This window comes from Hungatella sp. L36 (genome assembly GCF_014288035.1).
Map to the genome: position 1 here is coordinate 298,561 of NZ_JACOPC010000001.1, position 15,491 is coordinate 314,051.

At 50.3% G+C, this 15,491-nt stretch carries 10 protein-coding genes; all 10 read left to right on the forward strand.

Annotated features, from left to right (window positions below):
- Positions 1–196: 196 nt before the first annotated feature.
- The 10 genes from ftsH (at position 197) to H8S80_RS01295 (ending at position 15,473) form a co-directional block, all read left to right on the forward strand.
- Positions 197–2,257, forward strand: coding sequence for an ATP-dependent zinc metalloprotease FtsH (gene ftsH, locus H8S80_RS01250; RefSeq protein ID WP_117633441.1), 2,061 nt, complete (start codon positions 197–199; stop codon positions 2,255–2,257).
- A 387-nt stretch (positions 2,258–2,644) separates the two neighbouring features.
- Complete coding sequence (locus H8S80_RS01255) at positions 2,645–4,318, forward strand: sensor histidine kinase (RefSeq protein ID WP_117633440.1); 1,674 nt, start codon at positions 2,645–2,647, stop codon at positions 4,316–4,318.
- Positions 4,319–4,332: 14 nt separating this feature from the next.
- Entirely contained in the window at positions 4,333–5,910 is a 1,578-nt protein-coding gene (locus H8S80_RS01260) for a helix-turn-helix domain-containing protein (RefSeq protein ID WP_025530622.1), read from the forward strand.
- 201 nt (positions 5,911–6,111) lie between these two features.
- Positions 6,112–7,620, forward strand: a complete 1,509-nt coding sequence (locus tag H8S80_RS01265; protein WP_002600696.1) for a sugar ABC transporter ATP-binding protein — start codon at positions 6,112–6,114, stop codon at positions 7,618–7,620.
- 13 nt (positions 7,621–7,633) lie between these two features.
- Complete coding sequence (locus tag H8S80_RS01270) at positions 7,634–8,638, forward strand: ABC transporter permease (RefSeq protein ID WP_002600695.1); 1,005 nt, start codon at positions 7,634–7,636, stop codon at positions 8,636–8,638.
- Positions 8,639–8,683: 45 nt separating this feature from the next.
- Complete coding sequence (locus tag H8S80_RS01275; protein ID WP_002600694.1) at positions 8,684–9,994, forward strand: hypothetical protein; 1,311 nt, start codon at positions 8,684–8,686, stop codon at positions 9,992–9,994.
- A 21-nt stretch (positions 9,995–10,015) separates the two neighbouring features.
- On the forward strand, positions 10,016–11,035 hold the full coding sequence (locus H8S80_RS01280; protein WP_025530624.1) for an ABC transporter permease subunit: 1,020 nt from the start codon (positions 10,016–10,018) through the stop codon (positions 11,033–11,035).
- A gap of 14 nt (positions 11,036–11,049) precedes the next feature.
- A complete protein-coding gene (locus H8S80_RS01285) occupies positions 11,050–12,552 on the forward strand; it encodes a sulfatase (protein ID WP_117633439.1) in 1,503 nt (500 codons plus the stop codon).
- 1 nt (position 12,553) lies between these two features.
- A complete protein-coding gene (locus H8S80_RS01290) occupies positions 12,554–14,092 on the forward strand; it encodes a sulfatase (RefSeq protein ID WP_117633438.1) in 1,539 nt (512 codons plus the stop codon).
- A complete protein-coding gene (locus H8S80_RS01295) occupies positions 14,076–15,473 on the forward strand; it encodes a family 43 glycosylhydrolase (protein ID WP_117633437.1) in 1,398 nt (465 codons plus the stop codon). The genes H8S80_RS01290 and H8S80_RS01295 overlap by 17 nt, the downstream gene beginning before the upstream one ends.
- Positions 15,474–15,491 lie beyond the last annotated feature (18 nt).

Genomic DNA, 15,491 nt, shown 5'->3' on the forward strand with positions numbered 1-15,491 from the left:
ATACAACTAATTATTTCAGAAATCCACATTTTCATGAAAAAACTTTCGATTATTAAGTGTAAAATTTGTCTTAAAATGGCATGGAATGAAAATCTCTTTATAAGGATTTTATAATTCTTTTCTTGATTTATGGAGAGACTGACACTATAATGATATAGAATGGGTATAGAATATCCGGATTGGAGAATTTACACATATGGATAACAACAACAATCAGAATAATAACAGTAAGATGCCAAAGAACGCACAGGTAATTATTGCATGGGTAGTTACCTTTTTAATTGCGGTGGCAGGGCTGTCCTATCTGCACAACGCACTCTCAGCGAGGACCACAGAAGAGCTCAGCTATGATACATTTATGAACATGGTGGATGAGAAGCAGGTAGAGGCCGTAAGCGTCGAGGACTCCAGAATTACAATCGAGCCGAAGAGCACCTGGGAAGGATACATGCCCGGGAAAACATATTATACCGTGCGAATGGATAATGATTTAACACTCGCGGAGAGACTTCGGACAGCCGGCGTGGATACGCACAGGATCCGTAAGGATGGCAACTTCATTATCCAGACCATTGTCAGCTATCTGCTGCTGTTTGGTCTGATGGGAATTCTACTTAACTTTATGATGCGCCGTGTCGGCGGAGGCGGCGGTATCATGGGCGTAGGCAAGAGCAACGCCAAGGTATACGTACAGAAAGAGACCGGAGTTACATTCCGCGATGTAGCCGGTGAAGACGAGGCGAAGGAGTCGCTGACGGAGATCGTAGACTTCCTTCACAATCCGGGTAAATACACGAAGATCGGCGCCAAGCTGCCGAAAGGAGCCCTGCTTGTGGGTCCTCCTGGTACAGGTAAGACCCTGCTTGCCAAGGCGGTAGCCGGAGAAGCGCATGTCCCATTCTATTCGCTGTCCGGTTCTGATTTCGTAGAGATGTTCGTGGGTGTCGGCGCCTCCCGTGTGCGTGACTTATTCAAGCAGGCCCAGGAGTCCGCTCCCTGTATCATTTTCATCGATGAGGTGGATGCCATCGGTAAGAGCCGTGATTCCAGATTCGGCGGCGGCAATGACGAGCGTGAACAGACATTAAACCAGCTGCTGTCCGAGATGGACGGATTCGATTCCTCCAAGGGACTTCTGGTTCTGGCTGCGACAAACCGTCCGGAGATCTTAGACCCGGCGCTGCTGCGTCCAGGCCGTTTCGACCGCCGGATCATCGTGGATAAGCCGGATTTAAAGGGCCGTGTGGATATCTTAAAGGTTCATTCCAGAGACGTATTGATGGATGAGAGCGTCGATCTCGACGCGATTGCGCTGGCGACCTCCGGCGCGGTTGGATCGGATCTTGCCAATATGATCAACGAGGCAGCCATTCTGGCAGTTAAGAGCGGCAGACAGGCCGTCGCCCAGAAAGACTTATTTGAAGCGGTTGAAGTCGTGCTTGTGGGTAAAGAGAAGAAAGACAGAATCATGAATAAGGAAGAGCGCCGCATCGTGTCTTACCACGAGGTTGGCCATGCTCTCGTAAGCGCCCTCCAGAAGGACGCGGAGCCGGTTCAGAAGATCACCATCGTTCCGAGAACCATGGGCGCCCTTGGCTACGTTATGCACGTGCCGGAGGAAGAAAAATATTTAAATACGAAGAAAGAACTTCACGCCATGCTGGTCGGGGCCCTGGCCGGACGAGCAGCGGAGGAGCTTGTGTTTGATACTGTGACCACGGGAGCAGCCAACGATATTGAGCAGGCGACCAGAATGGCCCGCGCCATGATTACTCAGTACGGTATGTCCGATAAGTTTGGTCTGATGGGCTTAGCGACTCAGGAAGACCAGTACTTAACCGGCCGTACGGTCATGAACTGCGGCGATGCCACGGCTGCCGAAGTCGACAACGAGGTCATGAAGATGCTGAAGGAAGCTTATGAGGAAGCCAAGGCTCTGTTGTCTGATAACCGCGATGTGATGGATAAGATCGCCGAGTTCTTAATCGAGAAGGAGACCATTACCGGCAAGGAATTCATGAAGATCTTCAGAGAGATGAAGGGAATACCGGAGCCGGAGGAGAAGGATAAGACCGATGCCGACAAGATGGACGACGTGGTAAGCCATAAGGACACGTTCGACGATAAGAAGGAAGAAGCAGCCCTGAGCAGTCCCGCAGCGGAAGAGACTGCGCCAAAGGAACCGTCCCAGGAGACAACGGATACGGAAGAGAAATCCGGATCTGATGAGATGTTCCATATGGGAGTAAAGAGATAGGAATTGAAGAGATAAGAAGTGAGACAGGTCCCCTGATTTCGTATGAAGTCAGGGGACTTCTTTATCAGAGGAATGTTTAAGATTCACATTTCTTTCACATTTAGGGCAAATATTTTTCACATTTATTGGTTATAGTAATACTCGTAAACGTTATTAATAATATAAAACTTTTTTTCATACTCAAAGCCGGTAGGATCCCCCTCTTACCGGCTTCCTCCCTTTTATGGGGGATTTTTTTGATTGGAGACAGATTTTATTGGGGGGGCAAGTCTGCCTGGCAGCGCAGAATCAGAATCCATTTACTTTTCTCATTGAAGAAGACCGGATGTTTGGCTATAATGTAAGATACCAGATTACAGTTGCTTTCTATTGAACACGGGGGGAAGTATGAAAGATAAAATTCTACTGAAACACAAGATTCTGTTTTCTATATTCGGCGTCATTATTCTCTTTTCGCTGGTATTCGGAACCGGAATGAGGATGGCAATAAAGCAGATAGAGCAGCAGATTGCCAAATCGAACAATGCCAGCCTGCAGGTTTATTATAATACGCTCCAGAGCGAAATCGAGCGTTCGGAGGTATTTATCACAAATACGGTGTATCATAACGATGCATTTGACCAGTTTCTCGCTCTGCGGGGGGATCCGGGCCGCAGCCCGTTTGTGGGGGAGATTATGGACCGCTTTTCGGAGGAACTGAAGGACAATCAGGATGTTGCGGCGTATTTGCTGTACGATACCGGTACAGGCGTCAGAGGCAGCGTATTTAACTCGATTGTCGGTTACGGCTCTGTGAAGGAAGAAATTACAGATTCCTTCGGAACGTTTCTGGAAGAGGAGGAGGTGCCTCTGGGATGGTTTATAAAAAGGATCGGAAGCCGGTCATTTCTGTGCAGAGTCATGGAGCGGGACAACACTTTTGTAGTGGGAATATACGATCTGCCTCAGGCCTCCAAGAATGCAAAACTCTTTTATTCCTATGAGGGCGAAATCGTATTTTTTAATAACCAGGAGATCTTTTCTAACGAAGACTTCGTTCAGAAGAATGGTATTTATCTGAATTATCTGGACGATTCGGACTACTATTTCTCAAACAGTAAGAACTATATGGTGGTGCAGAAGCAGCTGATCCATTTTAAGGTCGCGCTCATATCGGAATTCTATAACAGCAGTGTGGTGTTAAAATTTCTGTATATGAGCCCGTATCTGTATATTGCCCTGGGATTTGTGACGGTCTGGATTCTGATCGGGTATTTAAAGAGCATTCTGTTTCGTCCGATGGATTCTCTGGTACAGGCCATGCAGAAGATAGAAGAAGGCGATTTAAATGTGCGGGTGGAAGAACAGGGCGGCCGCGAATTCCAGAAGGTACAGCAGGCGTTTAACCATATGATCTCGGAGATTACCACACTGAAGATTAAGAGCTACGAGCAGCAGATTGCCAGGGAAAAGGCGCAGCTGTACGCGTTGAAGATGCAGATCCGGCCTCATTTTTTCCTGAACTGTCTCAAGAGCATTTTTGGACTGGCGCAGTCGGAAAAGATCGGGCAGATTCAGAAAGCCGTGGTGTATTTAGGCACTCATTTGCGGTATGTGTTCGATCAGCAGAGCGATCTGATCCCGTTGGAAAAAGAGATGCAGATGTGCGAGAACTATATTGAACTGCATCGGAGCATAGAAAGCGGCCGGGCAGAGATACATATCAGCATGGATGAGGGCGTCAGGATGATGAAGGTACCGCCGGTCAGCTGTCTGACTCTGATTGAAAATTGTATGAAACACGGTATGGCCCAGGACGGAACACTGCAGATCAGGATCGATGCACGGTCCCTGGAGATGGATGGCCGGCACCTGGCGGATATTGTGATACGCGACAATGGACCCGGTTTTTCGGAGGAACTGCTCAGTGAGCTGAACCACCATCTGGATGAGACTGCTGCCCTGACGGGGGTGGGGATTCGCAATGTCATCCAGAGATTCCGCCTGATTTACGGAGAAGATTTCGCTGTTCAGTTCTCCAACCAGGGCGGAGCGAAAATTAACCTGATGATACAGATATGAGGAGAGGGGAACGAATGATGAAACTGCTGATTGTCGATGACCAGCCTTCGGTCAGCGAGGGCCTTAAAAAGGGGATCGCATGGGAGGAACTGCAGATTGACGAAGTATTTGCAGCCTATAATGCCCTGGAGGCGAGGGAGATCTTAAACAGCCGGCCCATTGATATTATGCTATGCGATATCGAGATGCCGGTGGAAAACGGCTTACAGCTCCTGGCCTGGGTTAAGGAAAAGAAGATGAAAACCCTGTGTATCCTGTTGACGAGCCACGCGGAATTTGATTACGCAAGGGAGGGGATCCGCCTGGGAGCGTTTGATTATGTAGTGCAGCCGGCTCTGTATCCTACCATTGCGGCCACTGTGAAGAAGGCGGTGGAAGCGGTAAAACAGAAGCAGATGAACGAGAACGCCATCTATAAGGGAAAGGCGTTCACGCGCCAGCAGAAAAATATTACGTCCAATGCACTCCGCAATTACCTGTACGGAGACAGCAACTACCTGGACATTGAAAATCTGTCCGGCCTGGGTGTTCTGCCTGACTTTACGGGACAGGGGCATGCGGTGCTGATTCAGATCGTGAAGTGGGTGGGAAAGAAAGAGGACTGGGACAATTACCTGCTGGAACAAAGCCTTCATAACATTCTCAATGAGATCTTTCTGCCAAATGACCAGAAGGTGGCGTTATCCTGTATTGAGGAAAATGTATTTCTGCTGGTGATTCAGTCCACCTCGGATGAAGAAATTACCCAGGACAGCCTAAGCCGGCAGTTTATGTTTTTAAGCAGTGTATGCAGACAGTTTTTCCGGTGTCAGATCGCCTGCTATCTATCGGAGCTTAAGCCGCTCTCGGATTTGAGCGAAGTCTGGCGGCAGTTAAAAGAACGGAAAGAGAACAATGTATCGCTGAAGCAGGGGGTATTTCCTGAATCCGGTAAGGAGGAGAAAAAGGAGTATGTATTCCGTCTGGTATCAGTCAAACAGTGGGAGACCCTGTATGAGGAGGGATATCCGCAGGCAGTCGAAGAGCAGGCGTTTCAGCTTTTGGATGACCTGGCGGACCGGGGGATTCTGGATAAGAAGACGCTGCTCTATTTTTACCAGGATTATATGCAGCTGATGTATACCGTATTTGGGAAACAGGGCGTAAACGTATGCGAGCTTTTTCAAACAGCAGAAGAACTGGAGCTCTACCGCAATGGGATGAAATCCGTAGATGCCATGAAACGCCTGCTTTCCTTTGTCACCTCCTGCTGTCATCCGGAGCAGGAGGTGGATGACGCCCAGGCGCTGGTGCAGACGGTGATGGCCTACGTGGCAGAAAATCTGGAGCAGGAGCTAAGGCGGGGAACCATCGCGGAACTGGTGCATTTAAATCCGGACTATTTAACCCGGACATTCAAGAAGGAAACGGGAATGACGCTGAAGGAGTACATAATTGAACAGAAGATTAAGGCGGCCCAGTCGCTTCTGCGTACCACCAGCCTTCCGGTCAGCTTCGTGGCGGCCAAGGTGGGATATTCCAACTTCAGCCATTTTTCCAAAGCATATAAGAAAGTGATGGGACACACGCCGCAGGAAGAGCGCGACAGGTGAAAAAGTCTGAAAAAGAACAACAGCCGAAGTTTTTTGCAAAACCGGCTGTTCTTTTTTTGCGCAGAAGTCGTTTTTTGACTATAAACGGCCGTTAATTGTGCGGCAGAAGGGAATAAAATCCGATATAATGAGGACTATCAAAGATCCGGTGGGGTGCTCCGGCCAGGAGTGCTCATAGCGGGGGAGGAAGGAGAAGGAAATATGCACGAGAAAGGCGAAGTGCTGGTGGAAGTAAAAGACATGTGCAAAAACTTCGGAGTAACCGTGGCTTTAAATCATGTGGATATCACCATCAGACGCGGTGAGATTCGGGGGCTGATTGGGGAAAACGGCTCGGGAAAATCTACAGTTTCTTCCATTATCGCAGGCATTCAGCCGGCTACCAGCGGGGAAATGTTTTATAAAGGAAAGCCGTGGAAACCGTCTACCAGCCTGGAAGCGGTGAAACAGGGAATCGGCATGATAGTGCAGGAAGCAGGGACGATTGAGAACATTACCGTGGCAGAGAATATCTTTCTGGGAAATTATGAGGCGTTTAAGAACGGCATCTTCATGAACAAGGCGAAAATGAACGCGGAGGCGGCCAAAGCACTGGAGAAAATAGGGGTGACGACCATAAATCCGGCGCTGCCGACCAGAGTGTATGACATGCAGGACAGGAAGCTGATCGAGATTGCCGGGACCATGTACAATAATCCGGACCTGTTTGTGGTAGACGAGACGACCACGGCGCTGTCGCAGAGCGGAAGAACGATTCTTTATAATCTGATGCACCGGGCGGCAAACGAGAACCGGGCGGTCGTCTTCATCAGCCATGATCTGGAAGAGCTTATGGAACACTGCGATACGCTGACAATTCTGCGGGATGGCGTGATCATTGACAACATGGAGAAGAAGGATTTTGACAGCAATGACATCAAACACAAGATGGTAGGACGGGAAATCAAAGGAAACTACTACCGGGTAGACAAGGATGAATACAGCAGCGAAGTGGTGCTGAAGGCAGACTGTATCACCACCATGAATGCGCTGCTCTGTTTCGACTTAGAGCTTCATCAGGGAGAGATTCTGGGCATTGGAGGTCTGTCGGAATGTGGTATGCACGAACTTGGAAAGGCGCTTTACGGACTGGAAGAGGTGGTAGATGGACAGGTAGTTCTCACGAAGACAGGGACTGTGGTGAAAAACGCGCAGACGGCCTTTAAGAACAAGATGGGATACGTGTCAAAGAACAGAGATACGGAGTCCCTGGAACTTAACGCATCCATAGCGGCCAATATACAAAGCACGGGCCTCGATAAGAACCGGCTGTTCGGACCGTTTCTCTCCTTCCGGAAGGAAAGACGGTATGCGAAGCTCCAGGTTGATTCGCTGGCAATCAAGTGTGTCAATATGCTGCAGCCGGTGAAGGCGCTTTCCGGAGGTAACAAGCAGAAGGTGGTATTCGGAAAATGGATTGCGGATGACGCGGATATCCTGATTCTGGACTGCCCCACCAGAGGCGTGGATATTGGAGTGAAGGCGGCCATGTATCAGTTGATTTACCAGATGAAGCAGAAAGGAAAATCCATTATCATGATCAGCGAGGAGATGCCGGAGCTGATCGGCATGTCAGACCGGCTGCTGGTTATCAGAGATGGAAAGGTCAACGGAGAATTTTATCGAAAAGACGGCTACGATCAGCACAAACTGATCGAGTGCATGATTTAGGGAGGTGGAAGAGATGGCTGAACTTGCTGTTCAAAAGGATGTTCCGAAGCTGAAGGCGGGGGACAGGATTTCAATAATTAAAAACAAACCTTCCTTTTCTCTGGTGTTTTCTGTTATCATCCTGGTGCTGATCGTCGCTTTATTCGGAGGCGTCACGAAGGGGGCCTTTTTTGGCAGAAACGTGTTGATGGGAATCTTCAATCAGGCGCTCATCATCGGTACGATGGCCACCGCGGTGTCCTTTATCTATACGACGGGGAACCTGGATATTTCCGTGGGGAACTCCATGGCGCTGGCGGCTACCATCGGCGCGCTGATTTATAACAGGACGGGAAATATCGCCCTTATGGTGGTAACCGCTGTTACCGTCGGCATTATTCTGATGGTATTCAATTGTACGCTCAGCGTGGTGTTTCAGATAAAAACGGTTACGGTAGCCATTGTGATGATCCAGCTGTACAGTGCGATTGTCAGCGAAATACTGGGACCGGATTCCCTGAAAGTGGATTACAGTGTCTGTAAAATGCTGGAAAATGCCGGATTCCGGTATGCAATGTTTCTGGGATATTTTATACTCTGTATTATCGTATACCATTTCACTCCGGTTGGAAGGCGGCTGCGTTTCGTAGGTGGAAATCCAAACTGTGCGGATCAGACGGGAATCAGCGCGAAGAGATCGACCTATGTCAGCTTCTTCATGGCGGGCATCGGAGTCGGTGTGGCCGCGATCTTTACGATCATCCGGACCGGATCTGTCAGTACGGAGGTGGGAAGCGGTATGGGTATGGATGTGATGCTGGCTACAGTCCTTGGAGGCATGTCTATCTTTGGCGGAGCAAGGTCCAACGCCTACGCGGGGCTGATGGGGGCGCTCACGGTATCGGCTTTAAATAAGGGACTTCTCATGGCAGGGGTATCTTCGACAGCCATACAGGGCGTCCGGGGGATCGTATTTTTGCTTCTTGTATTTTTAAATTCTGAGCGGCCGTCCACACTGCCGACCAGACAGCAGGTATAAAAAAACGCGAGTCCAGGATTCGCAAAATGGAGAAGGAGAAGAAAGATGAAAAAGAGATTAACAGCAGTATTACTTTGTGCGGCGATGGTGTTAGGGCTTACCGCATGTTCCGGGAAGGAAAGCTCCGTGGAGACGGCAGCACAGACAACGGCGCCTGCGACAGAAGCCTCTTTGGCAGAAGGCGGAGCAAAGACTCCTCAGGACTTCAAGAAGTTTAAGATCGGCGTATGTGAACCGCAGGCCATCGATGAGGTCGTGATCCGCCGCGATTATTATGAAAACTATCTGGCGTCGCGCTATAACGTGGAATTCGTATTTTCAGAGCAGTGTAAGGACACCGATGATGAGCTGACCTTTATAGAGGGCTGTGCAGACGCGGGCTGCGACGCCATCATTTCCTACCGTTCGGTGGACGCCAATCAGATGGCGCAGGTCTGTGAGGAGTACGGAATGCAGTATGTGATTAACACGGCGAGAATACCAGAGGTTGACGGTGCGTTTGAAGGCGGCTATGAGACCTTCCAGGGAAGCTTCGGCGCCGACAATGAGCATGTCGGACAACTCTTCCGGGACTGGCTCTCAAGCAATGCTTCTGACGATGGCAGCGAGGGCTTTATGATTACCTCTTCACTGGCATTTTCCGGAAATATTCAGCATCTCGAGACGGCGATTGCTGCATTGTCGGCTCTGCAGAGCAAATATAATCTGACCTTTGAAGATACGGTGGAAAACCTGGCAAAGACGTCTGCTCCGATCGAGGTTGCCAACGACAAGGGAATCAACATTTACATCTATCCGGGAAGCCCCAGCGGCATGGAAGGATGGCTGGAAGGAGTCAGCGCGGCGCTTCAGACCGGCAAATACGGCGTATTGATCCATTCCGGACAGAGCTATGCGCAGACCGCGGTTGTAGTGGACGAGGTGGAAAAGAACTTTGACAAGGATATTAAGGTGGCTTCAATCGCGTCGATGTCGGAATCGTTGATCAATGCGTTTAACACACAGGATAAGTTCGGGAATTCTTCTCTGAATATGGCTTCTTTAAAATCCACCAGTCTGGTGAGCAGCATGGGTTTTATATCCGTCTATAATGCATTGACCGGCTATGCCGCTTTAAATGACAGCAGTGAAAATGAAAAGAGGACTTTAAGCTTCCGCATGTGGTCCCTTGACACGCTCGATCAGATCAATACGTGCGCCAATTGGGACGTCAAGGGCGGAGACAAATGGATCATGGATGAGAGCATGATTAATCAGTGTCTGGGCATCATGAATCCGGACCTGACTGCGGACGATGTACAGGCGGTTTATAATGGCATGACGTATGAGAGTACGCTGGAGCGCCTGGGTAAATAATGCGGATTGAAGGAGAGTAGGATGAAACAGAGGACTCTGGAATATCGGATAAAAAATGTAATACAGCTGATCAGTCTTCCCCTTATAGTGTTTGTTGTTATGAATGTGCTGGACTTGAGCATCGCCGGTACCAGGACGGTCAGTACAATCACGGATTTAAAGACACTGCTTCGGACGGGACTCACATGCTATTGCTTTGCCCTGGCCTTAAACTGTAATCTTCTGTCTGGCCGCATGGACTTATCAGCGGGTGCGCAGATGTATATGGGGTGCGTATTCGGCGGTAATCTGGCGCTGCAGCTTCATTTGGGCGGAGTCGGGATCCTCGTGCTCAGTATGGCGGTGGGCGCTCTGTGCGGACTTCTGGTGGGACTGCTATTTGTAAATTTAAGAATTCTTCCCATGGTACTGGGAATCGGCATGACTCTGATTTTCGAATGCTTTTCCTTCGGCGCTTACAATCAGCAGGGACTGATGATATACGGAAAATCGGGGGTATCCATACTGTCAAATGTAACCTTTATTCTGGCGGTTGCCGCGGCGCTGCTGCTCATTATGACATTTCTGTTTCAGTACAGCAGCTTTGGCTATAAGAGACGGGCGATTCAGGGCGACCAGAAGCTGGCGTCGGATGCGGGAATCAATATCTTTGTGAACTGCGTCATCTGCTATACGCTGGCAGGCGCACTGGTAGCCTGCGCCGGAGTTTTTGACACAGCGTACAAGGGGTCTCTGACACCAGTACTGGGCATGAGCAGCAATGGAAGTGTATTCAGCAACATGTTTCCGCTGTTCCTCGGCGTGTTCATCGGAGCTTACGTCGGCAACCCAATTCTCGGTGTGCTGTCGGGGGCAGTCAGTGTAAGGCTGCTGATTCTGGGACTGTCGAAGCTTTCCCTGGAAGGAAGCGTGCAGAATATCATTGTCTATTCCCTTTTTCTGATCTTCATGATTTACCGGATGAACGTGGATAAGTTCTCCTATGCGAAGAAGAAGCGGGAACGGATCAGGCTGGCGCAGCAGACCAGACAGGCGGTTTAATAGGAGACTTTATCATGAGAGCGATTATGGTTATGTATGATTCTCTGAGGCGGGACATAATTCCCTGTTTTGGAGAGAATAAGGTTCCGATGCCGAATTTTGAAAGGCTGGCCCGGCATACGGTCATGTTTGACAACAGCTACGTGTGCAGTCTGCCCTGTATGCCGGCCAGAAGAGAGCTGCACACTGGAAGGGCCAATTTCCTGCACAGAAGCTGGGGACCAATGGAGCCGTTTGATGATTCCATGCCGGAGATGCTTAAAAAGGCGGGGATTCACTCCCATCTTTCCACAGACCATTACCATTATATGGAGGATGGGGGCGCTACCTATCACCCGCGTTTTTCTACATGGGAATGCTACCGAGGACAGGAATCCGATGCATGGGTGGGAGATTGTTCGATGAAAGAACCGGAATTTGCACCGGTTCTTTTAAGCCCGGAGTCTCAGCCGGAACGGCTTCAGAATATCAGAAAGATAAGCGGCTGGCAGAATATGGCCAACCGGACCCGGATGAGAAATGAGGAGGAGTATCCCCAGACGCTGACGTTTGACGGAGGAATCCGTTTCATTGAGGATAACATCGATTGTGACAACTGGTATGTCCAGATTGAAACCTTTGATCCCCATGAACCGTTCGACTCCCCGGAACCGTATCAGGCCGCCTGGTTCGATCCGGACCGTCCGTTTGTTCCGGACTGGCCTCCCTATGCTGAGGCGCATGAAGACCCGGAAACCATAAAACAGATGCAGGAAAAGTATTACGCACTTGCTCAGTTCTGTGACAGGAGTCTGGGCCGGATTTTAGATCGTATGGATCGATACGATATGTGGAAGGACACCATGCTCATCGTGAATACCGACCACGGTTTTCTTCTGGGTGAGCATGGCTGGTGGGCAAAAAACAATACGCTGGAATACAACGAGGTGGCGCATACTCCGCTGTTTATCTGGGACCCGCGGTATAAAACGGCGGGAGAGCACAGAACGTCACTGGTGCAGACCATCGATCTGGCGCCGACAATCCTGGAATTCTTCGGACTGCCTGTTCCGGAGCGGATGAAGGGGAAGGCGCTGGGCCCGGTGATAGAATTGGATGCAGCGGTTCGCCAATACGGAATATACGGGGTACATGGAGGTCCGGTCTGTGTAACAGATGGAAAGACCGTTTATATGCGGGCTGTGAGAAATCCGGAGGAGAAAGCCCTGGAATATACTCTGATGCCGACCCATATGGTGGGCATGTTCAGCCACGACGAACTGCGGGAAATGCGCCTGCACGATGGCTTTTCCTTTACCAGGGGCTGCAGGGTCATGGAGATACCGGTTATGCCAACCCGCAATCCGGGGAAGCTGGAACACGATATTCTGTTCGATCTGCAGTCAGATCCCGGCCAGCAGAAGCCGTTCCGGGACGCAGAGACAGAAGGTAGAATGGAAAGGGCGCTGATCGGCCTGTTAAAGGACAACGACGCGCCGAAGTATTTATACAAACGGTTCGGACTGAAGGAGGAGTGATATGAAAGCGATTATGGTGATGTTTGATACCCTGCGCCGGACGATGATGCCCTGCTTTCAGCCGGAGGACCAGAAGGTGCCGATGCCGAATTTCCAGCGGCTCATCAGTCATTCCGCCGTATTTGACCACCATTACGTATGCAGCATGCCGTGTATTCCGGCAAGGCGGGAGCTGCATACGGGCAGAGCAAATTTCCTGCACAGGAGCTGGGGGCCGCTGGAACCATTTGATGATTCCATGCCGGAGCTGCTTAAGAAGGCCGGGATACATACACATCTGTCGACGGATCACCACCATTACTTTGCAGATGGTGGCGCCACCTATCATCCCCGCTATTCGACCTGGGAGGGATTCCGAGGACAGGTGGGAGATGCCTGGGTGGGAAAATGCGGGACAGATGAGTCCGGATTTGCACCTGTGATGTTGAATCCCGAACATCAGCCGGAGAAGCTGCAGGCCATGAGAAAGCCGATGGGATGGCAGAATCTTTCCAACAGGACGCGCAGGAAGGGGGAGGCGGAGTATTCACAGACGCTTACCTTTGACGGCGGAATCTCCTTTATCAAAAATAACCTTGATGAGGACCGCTGGTTCGTTCAGATCGAATGCTTCGATCCGCATGAGCCTTTTGACGCGCCGGAAGAATTTCTAAAACCCTGGTTTCATGAGGATTTCACGTATGACTGGCCGCCTTATGCGGCAGTGGAAGAATCACAGGAGATGATTGATCAGATGCGCCGGAAATACTATGCGCTGGCACAGTTTTGTGATAAGAGCCTGGGCCGGATCCTGGATCTGATGGATGAATACAGTCTGTGGGAAGATACCATGCTGATCGTCAATACGGATCATGGATTCCTGCTGGGAGAGCATGACTGGTGGGGAAAGAATTTTATGCCCGACTATGAAGAGATTTCCCATATACCGCTGTTTATCTGGGATCCGAGATGCGGTGTCAAAGGGGAACACAGAATGGCGCTCTCCCAGAATATCGATCTGGCGCCGACGATTCTTCAGTACTTTGGCGTCCCCATATCGGAAGACATGCGGGGGAAACCGTTGAAAAATACTATAGAATCCGATGTTCCGGTGAGAAAGTACGGAATATTCGGCATTCACGGCGGTCCGGTTAATATTACGGATGGAAGGTATGTATATATGCGGGCAGTCCGGACGCCGGAAGCGCGTGTATGGGAGTATACCCTGATGCCGGCTCATATGAAAAATATGTTTGCGGCAGAGGAGCTCCGGGAAACGGAGCTGGAACCGCCCCTGGCATTTACGAAAGGCTGTCCCGTCATGAAGATACCTGTAAAAACCGGATACGGAAGAAAGCTGGCCCATGATGTCCTGTTCGATCTACGGAATGACCCGGGGCAGGAGAGGCCCATGCACGACGAAGAAAAAGAGCGGGAGCTGGAAAACGCGCTGACAGCGCTTTTTCTGGAAAATGATGCGCCTGACTATGTATACAGGCGATTTGGACTGGATTATATTCCGGGGAAGAGGGAGGAAGCTGTCCATGAAACAGATTTGTAATCCGTATTTGCCTCTATGTGAGTATATACCAGATGGAGAACCTCACGTATTCGGCGGCCGGCTGTACCTATATGGCTCTCATGACCGGGAAAATGGCGATGAATTCTGCGAACTGGACTATGTCTGCTACTCCGCCGATGCCTGTGACCTTACGGAGTGGCGGTATGAGGGCGTTATTTACAGAAAGGACCAGGATCCGGACAATCCGGATGGCAGTTTATGCCTTTATGCGCCGGATGTCTGTATGGGACCGGATGGAAGGTATTATCTCTATTACTGCCTGAAATTCTGTGACTTCATCTCCGTAGCAGTCTGCGATACACCGGCGGGGCGGTATGAATACTACGGGAAGGCAGCATACCCCGATGGCAGGCTGTTAAGTGAGAATCTTCCTTACGATCCCGCCGTTCTGGTTGAGGACGGTAAGGTGTATCTTTATTATGGCTTTGCGCCGACAACCCTGCAGATTCCAAGATACAGGGGAGCAGAGATGCCGGGAGGGAGCGTCGTCGAGCTGGAGGCCGACATGCGGACCGTGAAGCGGGGACCGTATGTAGTGCTTCCCAGTTCCGAATATGGAACCGGAACCTCATTCGAAGGACACGAGTATTTTGAAGCGCCCTCCATTCGAAAAATCGGAGAGCTCTACTATCTGGTCTATTCCTCGGTCCACGCACATGAACTCTGTTATGCGGTAAGCAGAGATCCCATGGGAGGCTTTCTGTTCGGCGGAGTCATCGTCAGCAATGGGGATATCGGCTATGAGGGACGAAAAACGGAAGACCGGCTGATGGCGATAGGAAATAACCACGGAGGACTGGTCTGTGTAAAGGATCAATGGTATATCTTCTACCACCGCCACACCCATACCAATGCCTATAACCGGCAGGGCTGTGCGGAGCCGGTATTCTTAGATAAAAATGGGCGGATTGAGCAGGTTACCATCACAAGCAGCGGATTAAACAACGGTCCTCTGGCAGGACAGGGGACGTATCCGGCAGTGATCTGCTGCAATTTGACGGACGGCCATATGCCGATGATGCCGTCTAAGGGAAGGGGAAATGAGGCAGCGGATTTTCCCAATATTACGGACATGGGCGGCGAGCACTTTCTTACAGGCATAAAGGACGGGACACGGATCGGATATAAGTATATCGAGTTAAGATCCGCAGCGGGTATCCGTGTCACATATCGCGGCCATGCGGCGGGAACGCTTCTGATTGGCACGGAAAGAGAACAGAGATTTAGCATTCCGATCCTTCCTGCGGAGGACTGGACGGATGCGGAAACAGAGGTCCGGTTTACAGAGGAACGTGAACTGTACTTCGTATATCAGGGGGCGGGGCACATGGAGATGCTCTCTTTTACATTTTTCCAGTGAAGGCGCACAGAGCTGTGA